This window comes from Allobosea sp. Tri-44, assembly GCF_004123845.1.
GTDB lineage: Bacteria > Pseudomonadota > Alphaproteobacteria > Rhizobiales > Beijerinckiaceae > Allobosea.
On sequence record NZ_NBDP01000023.1, the window covers coordinates 159,530 to 175,892 of the forward strand.

Sequence of the window (16,363 nt, forward strand, 5' to 3'; positions counted from 1 at the left end):
CGCCGTCATGCTCGCCCTTGTGGCGAGCATCCACGTCTTGAACCGCGGATGCCTGCAGCGAAGACGTGGATGGTCGGGACAAGCCCGACCATGACGGTGCTGGAAGCGGGCCGCCGCTCACACCTTCAGCTTGCGCCTCAAAAAGTCGCGGATCAGCGCCGCGATCTCCTCGCCCTTGTCCTCCAGCGCGAAATGGCCGCTGTCGATCAGGTTGAGTTCTGCCTCGGGCAGGTCACGGAGATAGGCGCGTGCCCCTTCCGGCGGGAAGATGAAGTCGTTCTTGCCCCAGGCGATCAGCGTGGGCGGCTTGCGCTCACGGAAGAAGGCGTGGAACTGCGGGTAGAGCTCGACATTGGTGCGGTAGTCCTTGAACAAATCGAGATGGATCTCGCTGACGCCGGGCCGGTCGATCAGCATCTGGTCGATCAGCCAGCTGTCGGAATCGACCAGGCTCTTGTCGGCGACACCATCGAGATATTGCGAGCGCGTCGCCTCCAATGTCAGCCCGCCGCGCATCTTCTCGCGGCCTGCCTGGGTATCGTCGGCCCAATAGGCCTTCACCGGGATCCAGAAGTCGCGCAGGCCCTCCTCATAGGCATTGCCGTTCTGGGCGATCAGCGCCGTCACCTGGCCGGGGCGCTTCAGCGCCAGGCGGAAGCCGACCGGCGCGCCATAATCCATCACATAGAGCGCGAAGCGGTCGATTCTGAGCTCGGTCAGGAACGTGTCGATCAGCTCTGCGAAGCGGGCGAAGCCATACTTGAAGCTCGCCCGGTCCGGCACGGCGCTGTGGCCGAAGCCTGGATAATCAGGCGCGATCACCCGGTAGCGATCCGACAGCGCCGGGATGAGGTTGCGGAACATCCGCGAGGAACTCGGGAAGCCGTGCAGCAGGAGCAGAACCGGCGCATCGACCGGGCCGGCCTCGCGATAGAATATCTCGATGCCGTCGATGGTGATCGTGCGGTGATGCGTGGGCTTGGCCTTCTGCTGTGCCTGCGCCGGTGCGGTGAAACCGGCGAAGGCTCCCCCGGTGGCGGTCGCCGACAGGGCGGCGAAAGCGTCGCGGCGGCTGAATGAATCCTGGGTCATCTGAAGGCTCCTCGCGGTGGCTGGCGATCAGCCGGCCGATTTCGTAAGGGCAACATATAGGCTGACGGAATTCGGCAGAATGGCTATACAAGGAAAGCTATTCTTCCAGAAAATGGAATGACGATGGATCGGTTGGAAGCGATGCGCGTTTTCGTCAGCGCGCTCGACGAGGGCAGCCTGGCCGGGGCAGGGCGGCGGCTCGGGCGCTCGGCCCCGGCCGTGACGCGCGCCATCACTGCGCTCGAGGGCCATGTCGGAGCGCGGTTGCTCGATCGCACCACGCGGATGATCCGCCTCACCGAGGCCGGCGAGCGCTATGCTGCCGCCTGCCGGCGCGTACTCGTCGATCTGGAAGAGGCCGAGCTGCAGGCGGCGGGTGAACGCGCCGCGCCGCGCGGCCTCCTCACTTTGACCGCCCCGGTCGTCGCCGGCACGCGCCTGCTGCGTCCGCTGGTCGATGCCTTCCTCGACGAGCAGCCTGAGGTTCAGGTCAGGATGCTGCTGCTCGACCGCGTCGTCAGCCTGCTCGACGAGGGCGTCGATCTCGCCCTGCGCATCGCTCATCTCCCGGATTCAAGTCTGGTCGCCCTGCGTGTCGGCAGCGTGCGCCAGATCGTCTGCGCCGCGCCGTCCTATCTCGCCCGGCATGGCGTGCCGCAGGAGCCGGGCGATCTCGCCGGCCATCGTTGTATCGCGCAGATTCATCCACTGGCTGGCGAACTCTGGACCTTCCCACCGATTTCAGAAGGTGGCCGGCCGCGTCAGGTCAAGGTCAAGCCGCGCCTGATGGCCAATTCGGTCGAGGCGGTGATCGCCTCGGCGGTCGAGGGGCATGGGCTGGTGCGTCCGCTCTGCTACCAGGTCGCAGACGAGGTCCGCAGCGGCCGGCTCGAGCTGGTGCTGACCGATTGCGAGCCGGAGCCGCTTCCGGTCCATCTCGTCGCGCCGGAGGGCAGGCTCTCCGTGGCCAAGGTCCGCGCCTTCGCCGATTTCGCTCTGCCAAAGCTGAAGGCGCGTTTCGCCGAACGAGTCGGCGAGAGCCGGGTCCGATCAGATTGAATCAATCTGATCGGTGAATCCGTCTCTCACTTCTAGTTTAGAGACCGTTTTACCGATCAGCTTGCGTTGCAAGCCGATCGGAACGGGCTCTAGCGCCTCAATTCAAGAAGTCGGGCTCATCGCTTACCAGCGCGGGCGCGGGCCGTAGCTGCCGTCGCAGCCGACGAGCGGGCCACCCGGATAGTAGTCGTCGATGACGATGTCCGGCATCTGGCAGCCACCGCGACTGACGCTGCGGCTGATCCGGCGGCGCTGCTGGCCATAATCGTCGGGCTGCGCCCAGACGGTGCGGCCGTCATAGCGCGGCTCTGCCTGGCGATCGAGCGCCGGCTTCTGGGCCACGACACGCGGCGCCTGGGCTCGGCTCGCGGCCTTCTCGGTGGCCTGCTGGCGCACCGGGGGCACTGGCGCTGCTGCGACATCGGCCGTGTCCTTGCCGTCCTTGCCGGCGAGCTGTGAGGCCGCGACGACCGTATCCTCGGCGGTGGCGCGGACCAGTTTCTGGACGCCGGTATCGAGGGCGAGCGTGCGGAAGGAAGCATCGCCGCAACCGCCGCAGCGAGCCGGGTCGAGCGGGACGAGGTCGACGCGCGCCTTGCCGTCGTCGCTGGCCTGGCCTTCGCCGGCGGCGCGGGCGGCGATCACCACCTTGCCGGCGTCCTCGAGCTGCATCTCGATCAGCTGGGTGCGCAGAGCGCGGGCGCGGCGATAATTGACGACCTCGTCGCCACCCGAGACCAGGATCGCGAAAGGCGCGCCCTTGGGAGCGTTGCCGCGGAAGATGTCGCGCAGCTGGGTGATGGCGCGGCGGGCGTCGGAGGTGACCTCCCAGCTGCCGGGCGCGAACGGGATCTGGCGCGTTGTCATGATCTCGCGGGCCGCCTGAGCGACGCCGAACGAAACCGTGCGCGAGGAGAATTCCAGCTTGAGCGACTGCGGCCGCTCGGCGACCTTCGGCGCATCCGGGTTACCCCCGCTGACCTGCGCCTGCTCGGCCGTAGGTAGGCTGTTGCGCTCGGCCTGCGCAAAGGTCGTGCTCGCCGAGACGATGACGGCGAGCGCGGCGACGGCGATGCGCAGACGGGTGCTGCGCTGGCGAGCGGTCTGGTCGAGCTGGAAGCCCATGGCGGGTCTCCTCATGAACGGATGTGCGCTGGGCACGTTGCCTGGCCCTTGGCGATCCTTGAGCCGGTTTCGCGAATGCCCGCTCAAAAGGCGGTGCGTCTCATGTTGAACGCGCGCGCGTAGGAGGCCGCGCATTCATCCACTGTTCAGGAAAAAATGCCGTTCGACGCGAAAATGGGGCAAACAGTGGCAAAGCTCGGACAACGCCACTGCCGCGCCCCGCTTTCACCTGACCGGGTCGTCGCATTGTCGAGGCTACTGGACTATGCGAAGAGAGGGTAAACAGGGGGTCTGGCTATGAAGAACGCAGATGAGCGCAAGGACAACAGCGACCTTCCGCAGATGATGTCTCGCCGTGCGCTCGGTGGATTCGTGCTTTCGCTGCCGCTGCTCAGTGCTGTTCCTGCATTGGCGCAGACCGATCAGGGCGCGACCAACATCTTGCGTTCCCTGGCGCCGCATGATCGCGTGCCGGGTGGCGGCGCCAGCGGTGGCGGCAGGGTCGTGGTGCGCCGCGTCGCGCCGGTGCCGCGCCGAATCCAGACGCGCGGTTACGGCCAGGACGTCGTGATCGACCTGACCCGCCGCGTCGAGGTCACCGTCTTCTTCGACAACGACTCGGCTTCCTTGCGTCGTGGCGCGGAGGCGACCCTGATGCGGCTTGCCTTGGCGCTGCGCGATCCGATCCTGCTCGATCAGCGCTTCCTGATCGCCGGCCACACCAGCGCCGAAGGGGGCCACGACTACAATGTCGAGCTCTCTCAGGAGCGGGCTGCCGCGGTCCGCGACTGGCTGGTCTCCTACGGCGAGATCGCGCCGAGCCGCCTCGTCGCCCACGGCTTCGGCCCTGACATGCTGCGCAATCCGCGCAGTCCGTATTCGCCCGTCAATCGCCGCGTTGAAGTCATCGCCATTACCGGCTGAGTTTCTACCGTCTTCCCGAAACAACCATTTGCCTCAGGGGGCACTGTCATGGCTTTGTTCAAGCGTCTCATGCTCGGCTTCGCGCTGCTGATGTCCTTCGCAGTCGTTGCCCACGCTCAATCGCCGAATTCCCGCATCAACCTCCTGGTGATGTCGGACGATGCCGATCCGGACACGGTTCCGCGCAACAACCGCATCTTCAACCGGGTCCAGCTCCAGCTTTCGGAGTATCTGAATACCCGCGGCTTCCAGGTCTATGACGAGACCAGCCTGGCGCTCGGCATCACGCAGACCGCCCGTGTCCGCCGCCGCGACGCCGAGCTGATCGAGATCGCCCGTGCCGTCTCGACTCCGGTCGACGCCATGGTCGTCTACCAGATCTACGCCTCGGCGCGCCGCGCCGTCGCCGCCGACATCCGCTTCCCCGAAATCCGCATCGCCGGCCGCGTGCTCAACGTCCGCTCCGGCCAGTTCATTGCGGCTTTCGAGGTCGGCGGCTTCCAGCTGCCCGCTCTGCCCAATCCCTGCAGCGCCGAGTGCCTGCTCGAGACCGTCGGCACCCAGTCGCGCCTCCTCGCCGCCGATCTCGGCGCCGCGATCGCCCAGAAGCTCGAGGGTTTCGCCCGCCCGAGCGGTGGTGCGGCTGCTGTCGGCAAGGACGGCATCGTTCTCGGCGGTGGAACTGCTGCCGGTGCGGCTCCGGTCGCCGCTGGTGGCGACGGCTGCAACAACCTGCCGACCGACTTCGTGATCCAGCTGCGCGACTTCACCACCGCGGAAGTCGACCGGGTTGAGAGCGAGTTCGTCCGCTGGGGTTGCTACCGCGCCCACCGCGCCACGCAGATGACCTCGACCTCGGCCGATTTCTTCTACTCGACATCCGCCGATTCGGCTCGGCTGACCCGCAATTTCCGCTTGATGCTGGAACTCGTCGGTCTGAACGGTCAGGTCACCTTCTCCGGCAACCGGTTGGTCGTCAGCAAGGTCGCCACCCGCTGATAAAAGGGCGTCCGGGTAACCATAAACCCCGGCCCTCTCCTGCGAAAAAGCCGCCCGGTCGACACGGACCGGGCGGCTTGTTACTTTAATTATGGCAGCAATATGTGCCGGCCTGATGCGAACGGACTTGGCTGGGTTTCCGTTCGCCGCAGTTGACCGGTGTCCGATGCGGATATTTGAGAGATGGATTGGGGCATTGACCCGGCTCGGGTCGCGGAGATCAGCACGATCGCGTCTTCGCGCCGGTTTTCTGCGCGGGACACCGAGAAGTTCGTTCTGGCGATTACCGGCAGTGGCTCGGAGAATGCCGACCTGCCGCTCTGGGACATGCTCCAGGTGCTGTTCTCGCTCGGCGCGCTGACCGCAAATCCGCGCATGCCGGCCCGCGACGCGGCCATCGGCTGCATGCTCGACGAGAGCGGAATCCTTTTGCGACCGCTGCGCCAGGACGGGCCGGTATCCATCAGCTTCGCCGGCGCCACGATCGAAGCCTCGGCGACCGAGATCGTCCTCTCTTATGGAGCAGACAAGGGCGATGCGAAGACCCGCTCCTTCTCCTGGAGTCGGGTCAGGCGCGCGCTCGGCCTTGCCGATTTCCTCTTCGCCGCCGAGGCGGACGAGCGTTCGGAGGGCGGGCTCGCGGCGTTGCGCACGGCGCTCGACGCCGTCTTTGCACTGTCCGCCTTCGACGAGGACGGGCTGAAGCGCGCGGTTCAGGAGCCGGCACGCTTCATGCGAGCCTGGCGCCGGCGGCATCTGCCCTTGCTCGCCTTCGCCGACCTGATCCGCCAGCGCGAAGCCTTCCTCAACGCCTCCGGTCGGCGCGAGCGTCAGCGCGAGTTTGATTCGGAGGACCTCGTCTCGCTCTGGAGCTTCGCCCTGCTGCATGGCGAGACCTGGAGCTTTGCCCGCTTCGCCGAGCGTTTCAGCGCTCTTGTCCGCGAGGAGCGCTCGAGCGTCGGCCGCCGCGACTTCATGGCGCCCGCCTCGATCGACTCGCTGATGGCGCGTCAGCCCTCGGAGAATCCGGAGGAGGCATTGATCGCCTGGCTCGATCAGCAGGCGCTGATCGGTGAGCTCGAATTGGATGAGCCCGAGGAAGACGACGAGCCCGAGGACGAGGAAGATGAGGACGGCGTCGTGCGCGAGCGCGTCTACGCCGCGCTGATGCGTCTGCCGGTCGAGCCGAAATTCCTCAACAAGGAGGAGCGCGAATCGATCGGCCGGGCGCTCGCCATCTTGCCGCTCGCCCACGAGCAGCCGCTGACGCTGGTTCGCTCGCGCGCCGTCGCGCCCTGGGAGAACCGCCTCGTCGAGGCGAGCCGCCGCATCGCCGGCTCCAATCGTGGTCAGGTCGACCAGAGCCCGGAAGCGTTCGACTATGCCGGCATCGCCGCGGGGCTTGCGGCGCTGGGCAAGCGGCTCGACGAATTGCTGCTGATCGCCAATGCGCTCGAGGCGATCGAGGGGCCGCAAAGCGACGCGGCGACGGCCGAAGGCCAGAAGCTGCTGCGGCGCTGGCGCCATGATCGCGCCAGCTTCCGGATCGACGATGCGAAACTGGCGCTGACCTTCGCAAGGCATGGGGGAGCACTGAGAACGGTCGCAGCAGCCCTGCACCGGATCAACAGGCAACAGAAGCGCTTCGGTGAAACGACGGACCTGGTCGCCCAGGCCGCCAACGACGAGGCGCGGTTCACCGACGTCTTCTCGCAGCGCTATCAAGGGCGATCGAAACGGCCATGACAGACTTCCTCAACCAGGGTCCGCTAGAGGACGATCCGCGCGTCGGCCGCGCCACGGCCCGCCTGGTTCTGGCGGCGCTTGCGAGCGCCGAGCCGGAAGAGGCGGTCGCCGCGAGCATCAGCCGCGCCGACCTTTGGGCCCATGCCCGCCGCGTTCGTGGCGAGCCGGTCAACTTCGCCGCCGAGCGCGCCATCCGCACCGATCCGGAGGCGGCACGGCTCTATCGCCGCTTGCTCTCCTTCCAGGCCGTGGCGCGTAGCGAACTCGCCGCCGCGGCCTATGACAGCAGCGCGACCCACCGCCGCATCGGCTCCTTCGAGCTCGACGTGATCGAGGAGGACGATGCGCCGCCGGCCCTGGTCATCCAGTGCCTGTCGGACACCGACCCGGCCCCGACCATGATCGAGGTCGTCTCGGTCGAGGGCGTGGTCCGCCTGCCGCTTCCGGCGCCGGTCGACAAGCACATCGTCATCGACCTGCCGCGCCAGGATGCCGAGCGCGACCTGCTGCGATTGATGCTCGCCAACCCGCTCGCGGGCGTTTATCTGCTGTAACGTCAGGAGCGTTGCCACAAACCGGCGCTTTTGCCTGGCGCTGGGGACGGCAGGGCCTGCGGGAGAGATGATGGCGGGAGATCAGAACGTCAGGCGCTCCGGTGTCTTCGTCGTCGTGCCGACGACCGACCAGCCGATCATCCTGAAGAAGCTCGCCTGGTCGGCACGCGTGCCGGTCTCGCGGGTCGTGCTGGCGACCGAGAGCTCCGAGGTCTGCGAGCCCTGGAGCACACAGTACAGCAACCTGCTGCGCCCCGGCGAGCCTCTGCGCCAGATCCTCGGCCTGCCCGAGGGCGGCAGCTATCGCCTTGCCGCCTCCGGCGCGATCGACCAGGGCAAGAGCTGGATGGTGCCGACGCTTGCGGCCCATTGCGCGCTCGCCCATGGCGAGGCGGTGACGCATAAGGCCGCCGAGGCCAAGCTCGTGATCTGGGGCACCGGCGCGATCGACCTCTCAGTCGCCGATACGGCGAACGAGGCGCGCGTCACCCAGCAGGAATACCATCTCACCACCAAGATCGACCGCTGCCGCCACCTCTTCGCCGATGCCGAGCATGGCGCTACGCCGGTGCTGGCGCTGGTGCCGCGTGGCGACGAGGCCGAGCGCGCCGTCGCGATCCTCGGCAAGATTCTCGGTGGCCAGCCGCACCATATCGTGGTTGTCTCTTCCCTCGCCGACATCGCCGCGCCTATCGATCTCTTTCTGCGCAGCGGCTCCTTCGAACCGCAGGCCGCGGCGTCCGCGCCGGAGCGGCCGGCCGCACCAGGATCGTCTTCGATGGCCCTGAGACCGTTCGAGCCCAAGACCGCCGAGCAACCCGCTGAGCCGCAGCCCGGGCTGCAGCAGGGGCAGACCGTGGTGCAGCCGCGCCCCACCGGAGACGAGCCCTCGATCGCCGATGTGCTGAAGAGCCCGCAGGCGCCCCGGCCGCGTCGCTCGGTGCTCGGCGACAAGCCGGCATCGACCTCCTCCTCGTCCCGCCTGCCGCTGATCGCCGCTTCGGCGGTCGTGCTGCTCGCCGGCGCCGCCGGAGCGGGCTGGTATCTGACACGCAGCACCGCGACAGACCCCTACCAGGCTCCGCCTACATTGACCCAGCCTGGGGCCAACGAGGCGACGCAGCCTGCTGCCGGTCAACAGGGTAATCGTCAGCAGAATGCGACTGCGCCCTCGCTGGGGAACCCTGCTTCTCAGGGCGGTCCTGCGGTGTTCGCCGGCGCGGCTCTGGCCAAGCTGGTGACCTTGTCGGCGCCAGCCGGCAGCACCTGCGAGGCCCAAATCTACGAAATCCGTCCGCGCTACAGCGAGGCTGCGGTCGATGTCGGCGAGATGGCGAGCGTCCTGATCGACGGCCAGGATATCTGCGGGCTGGCGCTCGATCCGGTCGCTCCGACCAAGGCGAAGTTCCAGAACGGGACCGGCCCTGCCGTGGTCGCCTCCAAATCGACGGCGACCCGTGTGGTCTTCAATCCGACAGCGATCCGGGGCGGTATCACCGCCTTCCCGGTGATCCAGGTCGAAGAGCCCAAGGCGCTCTCGATCCAGATCCAGCGGCGCTGAGCCAACTCAGCCGTCATGCTCGGGCTTGACCCGAGCATCTCAGGCCGGATGAGGCGCTGATCAGCGCCTTCTCGTCACAAGATTCTCGGCCCTACGCTGCGTCTCGGCCGAGAGTGGCGGCCGTTCTCACAGCCCCGCCCGCGTCAGCCCGCGCCACAGGCCCCAGGGCGGCGGGTCGCTGGTCGGCGAGAGCTGGCGGATCGCGGCGAGTCGGCCGGCGATCAAGGCGATCGCGATCGAGGGCAGCGCCATCAGCATGTGATGCGAGGTCGCTGCGGCGATGAAGGTCATCGGCTGGCCCATCACCGGCAGCAGGCCGAGCGCATTGCCCCAGGAAATGCTCCAGTGCAGCGCGAAGATCGTGGCGATGCCGACGAGGATGATCGCCATGCCCTTGTTCGCGCCTTCCTGAGCCGAGCCCATGGCGCGCTCGCGCATCAGGCTGACAGCCAGGCAGAGCAGGCCGAAGACGGTGATGACTTGCGCCGCCAAAAGCGCCAGCCCCGCCGGCAGGCCGAAGCGCACCATCAGGAAGGTGGCGATGAAGTCGTTCTGCACCACCGGCAGGCGGACGAGGTCGCTGACGGTGAAGCGGCTCACCGTCTCGTCCTGCTCCTCGCCCTTGCGCTCGGTGATCGGGGTGACCCGCGCGCCCGGCAACATGGCGCAGAGCGAGACCGGCGAGGGCGGCAATTCGTCGAGCGCCCGGCGGACCTCGACCGGCGTCTTGTCGAGCCCGAGATCGAGCCTGGCCAGCGTGCACGGCATCTCGGCGAGCGCGACCTTGGACTGCAGCAACTGGAAGCCGAGATCGCGATGGATCACGTCGGGGCTGCGGTCCTGCGCCGCCGTCGCGGCGCGCTTGGTGGTGTGGTCGAGATCGTACCAGGTCAGCAAGCGCTCGGCCGGCACGCGCAGGGGGCCGCCGCGCGCCTTCTCCAGCACGTCGATGGCCGCGAGGCGCTCCTTGGGCAGGTTCCACTGGCCCGAGATCGCGTAGGTGACGAGGCCCGGGAATACATAGATCAGCGCCGCATTGATGCCGAGCAGGATGACGAGGACGAGCGCCAGCACGCCGCCACGCGGCCAGCCGAGACGGCGGGCCTTGCGCTGGGGCGCATCGGCGCGGCGCAGGAAGACGCGCATGATCTCGACCAGGCGCTTCAGCGTGCTCGGCAAGAGGAAGGCGAAGGCGAGCACCACGGTGGTGACGATGATGATCAGCGCTGGCGAATAATCGCTCTTCAGGAAGGGTACCGCGGTCAGGAACAGGATGAAGACCAGCACCGTCGCGAGGCTGACCGTCAGCCAGGAGATGTAGTGGCGTTGGTTGTAGAAATAGTCGATCCGCGAGAAGCCGAGGAAGATATGCGCCAGCACCAGCACGAGCGCGATCTTGCCGAGCTCGACCGGCTGGAAGCCGGCGACGCCGGTCTCGGTGCCGAGCACGCCCCAGGCGACGAAGGCGGCGAGGATCAGGATCGCCGGCACCGCCCGCAGCAATTGGTCCTTGAAGCCGACGCCCATGAAGAAGGAGCGCGGCAGCGCCGCGATCGAGCGCTGCGGCTGGAAGGCGATCACCACCGCGACGACCGGGATCAGGTCGAAGAACAGCAGCTTGTTCTTCTCGGCATGGATGGTGAAGTCGGTCTTCTCGGCGTCGATGCCGAGCGCGAGCAGGGTCAGGCTTCCCAGGCAGCAGAGCATGACGAGGCCGAGCCAGGTCACGCGCAGCGGCGTGGTGAAGCGCGGCCCGACCATGATCGCGATGCAGGCAATCGCATAGGCGATAATCGTGGCGTGCAGCGCACCCTCATAGGAGATCGAGGCGCCGCCGAGCCGCGACAGCTCGGGCGCCAGTGCGAGCATGGTGGTCGCGCCGATGAAGGCGGTTGCGCCGAGCGCGCCGACCAGCCGCACCAGAATGGCGCTGCGCCGGAACAGAGTAGCGTGATGCATGGCCGAGAGCACGCCGAACACGGCGACGCCGAGCGTCAGCAGCAGGCGCACCACACGCTCGACGCCGTTGAGCGAGGCGAGCGGGTTGCCGATCTCGGCGCCCGACATCGGCTGGCGCGGCGGCGTCACCACCGGCCGCACGCTCTCGGTGGTGGCTGCGGCGCGCAGGATCTCGGCATCGTCGGGCGCGAAGCGGTGCGTCTTGCTCAGCGGCGTCAGCCGCAGGGGCAGGCGCCCGTTCGCTTCCTGGCCGATCTCGACGGCATAGCGGGTGCGGCCGATGATCATGTGGCTGAGCCGTGCCGGGCCCTCCGGATCGAGCTCCCAGGCGATGTCGGTGAAATCGGTGACGCGCTGATTGCCGCGCGCGAACAGCACGGGCGGGCGCGGTGCGTCGACGGCATCGCCCGGCGCCAGGAAATAGCTGCCGCCACGCGCCACGATGGTCAGCGCCTTGAAGGGCAGGGCGCCGGCGCCGACATGCGCCTCCTCGCGCACCGAGCAGGTCAATCGACCGCCGAGCGAGACGATGCGGTCCTCGCCGCGCTCGTCGGTGGCGATCAGACCGGTGACGATCTCGCGGATGCGGTCGGCGCCGCTGCGCGGCTGGCAGATGGGGAGCGTGTTGCCGTCGAGCTTCAGCGTCGAGATCGGGCCGGTGCTGTCGACGGTGAGCTTGCGGGCGCCGGGGCGTCCGGCTTCGGTCAGGGTCAAAGCGAGCCGCCCCGGGCGGGCTTCGTCGACTGCGATCGCCAGCGCGCCGGCGGCGATGCGGTCGCCGGCTTGAAAACGCCAGCGTGCCGAGAAGCTGCCGGCGCCGTTGAGATAATCGAGCCAGAGCCGGCGCGTATTGGCGACGTTGCGGATGGTGACGCGCCCGTCCTGCTGTCGGGTCAAGGCGACATGGCGTGCCTCGGCCGCGTCGAAGCGCTGCGGCTGCAGCAGTTCGCGCCGACCGATCGTCACGGTCTCCCCGCGCGCGAGCGCGAGGTCGAGCCGCTCCAGGCTGACCACTGGCCGCGCGCTCTCGATCAGATGGGTGGTGTTGTGCCACCAGAAGCCGAGTACGGCGAGGCAGAGCGCAAGCAGCACGAGGCCGGTCAGCGCGCCGCCGGCCCCGCCGATGCGGATGCGCGGCAGGCGGAAGGGCCGCAAGGTCAGCCAGCGCCCCATCAGCTGGCGCAGCGCGATGGTCTCGCTCACTTCTTGTCTCCGAGCGCCGCGACCTTGCCAAGCAGCCCGGCCATCAGCCGGCCGCAGGCGCGCCCTCCGGTCTCGCGCGTATGCGAGACCAGGCAGGTGAAGGCGACGCGCTTATGGCCCGCGACATTGTCCATCCAGCCGGCGAACCAGGCCGAGTTCATGCCCTCGATCGTGTCGGCCGTGCCGGTCTTGCCGAAGATGCGCCGGCGCACATCCGGGGGCAGCGAGGCCATCACGCCGGCGGCGGTGCCACCCGGCGAGTTGACCACGCCGTAGAGGCCACGCTGGGCGTCGTCGAGGAACGGTTCGGCCTGGCGCGGGTCCATGCCGGGGATCACCGGCTTGCCCTCGTTCGGCAGCGGCGTCTCGGCGACGTCCGAGACCGGCTTCAGCACGCGCGGCAGGATGACCTTGCGGGCGCCGACCGAGCCATAGATCGAGGCCATGGCGATCGGCGTGGCGCGCACGCCCTGGCCATAGGAGTTGGTGGCGAGGTCGATGCGCCTGGCATTGCGCTTGTCCTCGACCGCGAGGTCGAGCGCCTCGCCGGTCAGGCGCTGCGCGCCCGGCACGATGCCACGGGTCAGGTCGATGCCGGGCTGGGCAAGGCTGCCCGGCTGGGTGATCGGGTAGAGATGCTCGGTCAGCTCGGCCAGGATCGTGCCGGTGCGGCTGGGTATGGTGGTGGCACGGCCGCCGACCTTGCGCCCGTCCATGGTCAGCGCCATGCCGGCGAACCACAGGTTCGACGACTTGATCAACGCCTCGCAGAAGCCGATCTGGGCGCCGCGACCAGCATCGGGGCAGCCACTCTGCGCCGGTGAGAGGATGCCGACATTGAAGCCGGCGCCGCCATAGTTGGCGATCGCGACGCCATCGACATTGAGGCCGCCGCCGCCGGGGATGCCGAAGACCTGCGCCTGCTGGGCCGGCGGCATGCGGCCCATGATCATGTCGGCGAAGCGAGGCTGCTCGCGCACCGCCAGGATGCTGGCGAGGCCGGTGACCAGCTTGAAGGTCGAGCCCGGCATGGTGTGGACATCGCCGGCACGCCAGCCATGGCCGGCGAGCGGCGAGTCGCTGTCGCGCCCGGTCGAGAGCGCCTGGATATCCCAGCTGTGCATGCCGGGCACGAAGTCGGGCCAGCTCGCGAGGCCGAGCAGCGAGCCCGGTTGGTCGCCGGCATCCATCAGCAGCACGACGGCGCGGCCGTCGCCCTGGTCCGGCGGCTCCTGTTCGGGGGCGAGGTTGACCGGCAGCGGGCCCGGCTTGCGCGGGCGCTTGCCGCGGCCGAGCCGCTCGCCCATGTGCTCGTAGACGGCCTCCTGCACCAGCTTCTGCAGGCGCGGCTCGATCGTCAGCGTCAGGTTCTCGCGGGTGCGGGCCCGGCCGAGCGCGGCCGAGAGCGAGCCGACATCGCCGGCGCCGTAGCCGATCATCGCGGTCAGGCCGAGCTCGTCGACGATCGGCAGCGGCACGCCGTTGTTGTCGAGCGCCGGCGTGCCGTCGGCAAAGAACAGGGCGCGAGCCGCGCCGGTGCGCCGCTGCGTGACCGCGCCGCGCCAGCCGAGCTCGCAGACCAGCTTGGTCTTGGCCCGCTCACAATCGGCCTCGATATGCGAGGAGCGCCAGAGCTTGACCTTGCCATCCTCGCTCTGGACGCCGGGTCCGCCGAGGATTTCGCGGGCGCGCGGTGGCACGGCGCGGACCGGCTGCCCCTCGAAGCCGATCTCGACGTCGCGCCGGCGCGCGCCGGTGATCGAGAAGCGCCAGCCATGCGGCAGGCCCTGCTGGGCCTCCTCGGCGCAGGTCGCGAACTCGTCGCTGTCCGAGCAGATGCGCTCGGCGGCGATGGCAAGGCCGGCGATGCGCACGGTCTGCTCGTCGCGCTTGGGATCGAGGTTGACCCGCTCATTGCCGACGACGATGCGCGCCGGCTCCAGGATCATGTCGACGGTGACGCGGCGGTTGCCGGGAGGCAGCCGCGTCGACAGCACGAGCCGGTCGTCCGGTGCCCTTAAGGGACCGAACAGGGCCCAGTCGGAAAGCTGGTTGGCGCGGCGCTTGGCGAAATCGGAGAAGTCGCGCGGCGGCGGCACCGCATTCGGCATCACATTGAGCGGCGCGGCAAGATCGGTGGTCTGGGCGACGCGCGCGGTCCAGGTCGAGGGGCGGCAGCCGGCCGGCACCACCGGCAGCGTCAGCGGCGTGCCGTCGGCGCAGCGCCGGTCGGGCGCACGGTCGTCACGGGCGGCGGCGATCAGGAAGGAGTTGTTCCAGGCCAGCATCTCCGAGCGGATCTGCGCGCCGGCCGGCAGGTTGCAGAGCCGGTCGAGCAGCGTGCGCGAGAATTCCTTGGTGCCCTGCGGCGTCGGCACGGTCAGCGAGGCGTCATAGAGCGCCTCGCAGGGCTGCGAACGGATGTTCGGCCCGGTCGGATCGAGCCAGATCAATCCGGTCGCGACGCCCTGCTGGAACAGGTCCTCGTTCGAGCGGCTGGTCTCGGTGAAATCGGGCTGCTTGATCCAGGCACGGCTGGCGGCGAGCTCGCCGATCAGCCCGCCCGAGAGCCAGAGGAAGCCGGCGATGGTGACGGTGCCGACCGCGACCGCGGTGACGCTGCGCTTCAGGCCGCGAAAGAGCGGATGGCTCATGGCGCCGCCTCCCTGAGCTCGACCACCAGCGGCCCGAGCACGAAGGGGCCGTTCGGCGGGATGATGCAGGTCCCGGCTGCCTGCGGCTTGCGCCCGCCGAGGAGCCAGATGTCGCCGGCCGATTGCACCGCGACGCCGCCGGGCGCAGCCGCGATGAAGCCGACCGGGTTGTGATCATAGAGGTCGTCGAGGCGCTCGACCAAGCCGGAGCCGAACTGGACGCGCACCGCTTCGCCGAGCCAGTCGAAGGTGCCATAGCCGCGCGAGGACTGATCCGGCCCGAAGGCGATCGCGGTCTGCTCGCGCGGCAGGCCGATATAGCCGAACTCGCCATCCTCCAGCATCAGCAACGAGCGCCGGCGACCGTCGAAGCTCATGCTCTCGGCGCGGAACTCGCCGCCGGCGCGGCTGTAGCGCAATTCGCGCCGGTCATAGCGGCGGGCGTCGCGCCCCTGTACGACGATGCTGTCGCGCTGCGCCAGCATGGCTGAGGACATCAATCGCCCGCCATGGCTGCGCTCGACCCAGTAGCGCGCCATGCGCCGGCCGCCAAAATTCTCGGGGATCGCGAGCCCGACCACGGCGAGATGCGGACCTTTCGGCGGCTGCGCCTGCAGGCGGCTCGGCCTGCGATCGAGCGTGACGTCGACCAACCCCAGCGAGACCCGGCCGACCTGCGGGCGTACACCCAATATCTCGAAGCGGGCATCGACATTGCCGCCCGGCAGCGCCAGGGTCTCGACCTGGATTGCCTGGGCGCGTGCCTCGGGCGTCTGCGGCAGGGCGGTGAGCAGCGGCAGGCCGCCGGCATCACGGGCTGAGGCATCGACCGGGTAGCGCCCGAGGAAGAAGATCGTGCCGCCCGGCAGGTCGGGGTGCACCGCCGGCGTCAGCATCTCGCTGCGCGAGAAGGCGAAGCGCGCCTGGCCGGAATAGAGCCCGCCCGGCGTGTTGACGCCGATGATCGGCTGGCCGATCGCGGTCTGCGCATCCTGCCGGATCACCACCTCGCCATGCGGCAGCCGGTTGTCGGCGGGAGGAGCGTAGACGCCATGGCCGAGATAGACCGCGACCGGCGCGGTCGCGTGCAGGCTCTGCTCGACATGGACGGTGACGCCGATATCGGGATCGATCACGTCGCGGAAGCGCTGCTCGATCCGGTCGGCGAGAAAGCGGCCGAGCTCCTGGGCTCCCGGCAGCGCCTCGGCGGTCAGCACCACCAATGAGGTGAAGGGCACGTCGATCGGCTGCGGGCCGCTGCCGCCATCGGTCAGCGCGATGCTGCGATGGCGATCGATCAGGTCTTCCAGCGAGGCCTTGCCGTCCTTGGTCGGCTGCCCGCCCGCCATCAGGCTGAAGACCGGCTTGCGCCAGAGGTTCTCGATGCCGGGCATGGCCTCGCCCGGCTCGCCGGCGACGGCGCGCAGGCTGGTGAGCCGCCGCGGATCGTGCATCACCAGGTCCATGAGATCGGGCAGGGCCATGGC

General features: G+C 68.7%; 11 protein-coding genes. 6 read left to right on the forward strand and 5 right to left on the reverse strand.

The genetic code is table 11. The annotated features are described in order from the left end of the window. Positions 1–117: 117 nt before the first annotated feature. On the reverse strand, positions 118–1,092 hold the full coding sequence (locus B6S44_RS15900) for an alpha/beta fold hydrolase (protein ID WP_129157873.1): 975 nt from the start codon (positions 1,090–1,092) through the stop codon (positions 118–120). 123 nt (positions 1,093–1,215) lie between these two features. Between B6S44_RS15900 and B6S44_RS15905 the strand changes: the two genes are divergently transcribed. Beyond that, positions 1,216–2,151, forward strand: a complete 936-nt coding sequence (locus tag B6S44_RS15905) for a LysR family transcriptional regulator (RefSeq protein WP_129157874.1) — start codon at positions 1,216–1,218, stop codon at positions 2,149–2,151. A 123-nt stretch (positions 2,152–2,274) separates the two neighbouring features. Here B6S44_RS15905 and B6S44_RS15910 read toward each other — a convergent pair whose 3' ends face one another. Further along, on the reverse strand, positions 2,275–3,276 hold the full coding sequence (locus B6S44_RS15910) for a hypothetical protein (RefSeq protein ID WP_129157875.1): 1,002 nt from the start codon (positions 3,274–3,276) through the stop codon (positions 2,275–2,277). A gap of 297 nt (positions 3,277–3,573) precedes the next feature. On the opposite strand from B6S44_RS15910, the gene B6S44_RS15915 reads away from it, so the two are divergent. The 5 genes from B6S44_RS15915 to B6S44_RS15935 all read left to right on the forward strand — a co-directional run bounded on the left by B6S44_RS15915 (position 3,574) and on the right by B6S44_RS15935 (position 9,060). Then, the gene (locus tag B6S44_RS15915; protein WP_129157876.1) at positions 3,574–4,200 is read left to right on the forward strand and encodes an OmpA family protein; all 627 of its coding nucleotides are present in this window, start codon (positions 3,574–3,576) and stop codon (positions 4,198–4,200) included. Positions 4,201–4,248: 48 nt separating this feature from the next. Further along, entirely contained in the window at positions 4,249–5,199 is a 951-nt protein-coding gene (locus tag B6S44_RS15920; RefSeq protein ID WP_129157877.1) for a hypothetical protein, read from the forward strand. A gap of 183 nt (positions 5,200–5,382) precedes the next feature. Then, the gene (locus B6S44_RS29375) at positions 5,383–6,945 is read left to right on the forward strand and encodes a hypothetical protein (RefSeq protein ID WP_164985847.1); all 1,563 of its coding nucleotides are present in this window, start codon (positions 5,383–5,385) and stop codon (positions 6,943–6,945) included. Then, positions 6,942–7,499: a hypothetical protein gene (locus B6S44_RS15930; protein WP_129157878.1), complete on the forward strand. Its 558-nt coding sequence runs from the start codon at positions 6,942–6,944 to the stop codon at positions 7,497–7,499. Before B6S44_RS29375 ends, B6S44_RS15930 begins: the two co-directional genes overlap by 4 nt. Positions 7,500–7,566: 67 nt before the next feature. After that, complete coding sequence (locus B6S44_RS15935; protein WP_164985848.1) at positions 7,567–9,060, forward strand: hypothetical protein; 1,494 nt, start codon at positions 7,567–7,569, stop codon at positions 9,058–9,060. Between the two features lie 126 nt (positions 9,061–9,186). Here the strand turns inward: B6S44_RS15935 and B6S44_RS15940 are convergent, their stop codons facing one another. From B6S44_RS15940 to B6S44_RS15950, 3 genes are read right to left on the reverse strand one after another with little or no spacing between them, the layout of a single operon-like run. Then, positions 9,187–12,222, reverse strand: a complete 3,036-nt coding sequence (locus B6S44_RS15940) for an MATE family efflux transporter (RefSeq protein ID WP_129157880.1) — start codon at positions 12,220–12,222, stop codon at positions 9,187–9,189. Beyond that, complete coding sequence (locus B6S44_RS15945) at positions 12,219–14,876, reverse strand: penicillin-binding transpeptidase domain-containing protein (RefSeq protein WP_129157881.1); 2,658 nt, start codon at positions 14,874–14,876, stop codon at positions 12,219–12,221. Before B6S44_RS15945 ends, B6S44_RS15940 begins: the two co-directional genes overlap by 4 nt. Next, positions 14,873–16,360 (reverse strand): hypothetical protein, encoded by a 1,488-nt coding sequence (locus tag B6S44_RS15950; protein WP_129157882.1) that lies wholly within the window; start codon positions 16,358–16,360, stop codon positions 14,873–14,875. Before B6S44_RS15950 ends, B6S44_RS15945 begins: the two co-directional genes overlap by 4 nt. Positions 16,361–16,363: the final 3 nt, after the last annotated feature.

Bases quoted from the DNA above. Each gene is read 5' to 3' on its own strand.
- B6S44_RS15950 (WP_129157882.1), bottom strand. From the start codon at position 16,360: ATGGCCCTGCCCGATCTCATGGACCTGGTGATGCACGATCCGCGGCGG.
- B6S44_RS15930 (WP_129157878.1), top strand. From the start codon at position 6,942: ATGACAGACTTCCTCAACCAGGGTCCGCTAGAGGACGATCCGCGCGTC.
- B6S44_RS15910 (WP_129157875.1), bottom strand. From the start codon at position 3,276: ATGGGCTTCCAGCTCGACCAGACCGCTCGCCAGCGCAGCACCCGTCTG.
- B6S44_RS15935 (WP_164985848.1), top strand. From the start codon at position 7,567: ATGATGGCGGGAGATCAGAACGTCAGGCGCTCCGGTGTCTTCGTCGTC.
- B6S44_RS15920 (WP_129157877.1), top strand. From the start codon at position 4,249: ATGGCTTTGTTCAAGCGTCTCATGCTCGGCTTCGCGCTGCTGATGTCC.
- B6S44_RS29375 (WP_164985847.1), top strand. From the start codon at position 5,383: ATGGATTGGGGCATTGACCCGGCTCGGGTCGCGGAGATCAGCACGATC.
- B6S44_RS15945 (WP_129157881.1), bottom strand. From the start codon at position 14,876: ATGAGCCATCCGCTCTTTCGCGGCCTGAAGCGCAGCGTCACCGCGGTC.
- B6S44_RS15900 (WP_129157873.1), bottom strand. From the start codon at position 1,092: ATGACCCAGGATTCATTCAGCCGCCGCGACGCTTTCGCCGCCCTGTCG.
- B6S44_RS15915 (WP_129157876.1), top strand. From the start codon at position 3,574: ATGAAGAACGCAGATGAGCGCAAGGACAACAGCGACCTTCCGCAGATG.
- B6S44_RS15905 (WP_129157874.1), top strand. From the start codon at position 1,216: ATGGATCGGTTGGAAGCGATGCGCGTTTTCGTCAGCGCGCTCGACGAG.